The following is a 1148-nucleotide window of genomic DNA, read 5'->3' as shown; positions in this document are numbered from 1 at the left end:
GTGTAGATTCCAAGAAATTTTTGATGATATCAAAGCCGGTAGAGTCTGCTGGACAACAGCTCCTAGCTCTGTCGGAGGGAGAGCAAGATCTTGGTCTCGAAGAAGAACTTAGTTTCAAAACTACTGAGTTCGACCTAAAGGATAATGACTGGACATGAGGTTGTCGTGCCGACTGACGAAGTAGCTTATCCATTCAAGAATTGGTGCCAGGGCGACTTTGTTCAGTTGGATGACCAGAAAGTTCCAATGATCTGCGGAGGCGCTCGACCTGACGGGAGGCCAGGACTTTATCCTCTTCGATTGGAGGAGGAGAATTATCGCGGCTATGTAGTTATCTCGCAGACTTGCGATATTAATCGTGACATTGAAAAGGTTCCGGCAGTTCTGGTTGTTCCACTTGTAGCCACACGGGCTTACGCGGACGTCTTGAGGGGGAGGGCTCCTAGGTACGCCTGTGTCGATGGTGCCGGAGAGGGACTTGTTGCAGACCTCTCAACAGTAATGAGCGTTCATAAAAGCTACATTTCAGCTTGGAACAGGCAGGTTGGCTTCTCCACTGATGATGGGCGGCAAAGATTCGCGCGCGATATTGAACGGGCGTTCGGTCGGTTTGCATTCCCAGATAAGTTCAATGACATTCTCACACCCTTTGTAGAGAAAATTAAGAAGAACGTTAATAAGCCCAATAAGGAATTTGGCGGAAAGCTTCTAGCCGTTGATGAAATCCGTGTTTCAACCACCTCCTCTTGGGAGGAACTGCCAGTTCAGCTGTCCTTCTTAGTTATTTGGAGCGATGCTGCTACTGATGATGCTAAATCTGCGGTTAGGGAGACGTTCACTAAAGAGCTTGCTGGCTTGAAGTGGGATAAGGATTTCTTTCTTTCCACGGATCAGGATATTCCTGCTATAAGGTTTGGAACGTATGATGATATTTCCTCGCGAGATTATTTAAGCTCATTTGCTATTGATGTGACGAACCTTTCGTTTTCATCCTTTTATCAGTCTCAGACCGGTAAGTCATAAAATTATATCGTTCATTGACTGCTGTGATTTATGGACCTCTTCGCCACTTCCACCAGGGACGCTTCGTCCTATAAGCATTATCGCTAATGAGCGCGGTAATACGCTGCTCGGCTCGATCCAGTCGC

The 1148-nt window shown here is 47.0% G+C and carries 1 protein-coding gene; it reads left to right on the top strand.

Annotation, left to right across the window (positions count from 1 at the left end; translation table 11 throughout):
- The first annotated feature begins 165 nt into the window (after nucleotides 1-165).
- Nucleotides 166-1023, top strand: coding sequence for a hypothetical protein (locus CK240_RS18475; protein ID WP_205957913.1), 858 nt, complete (start codon nucleotides 166-168; stop codon nucleotides 1021-1023).
- Nucleotides 1024-1148: the final 125 nt, after the last annotated feature.

The sequence above is a fragment of the Paracoccus salipaludis genome (genome assembly GCF_002287065.1).
GTDB classification, from domain to species: domain Bacteria; phylum Pseudomonadota; class Alphaproteobacteria; order Rhodobacterales; family Rhodobacteraceae; genus Paracoccus; species Paracoccus salipaludis.
The sequence above is the reverse complement of the archived record's forward strand: the minus strand, read 5'-3'. Positions and strand labels throughout refer to the sequence as shown.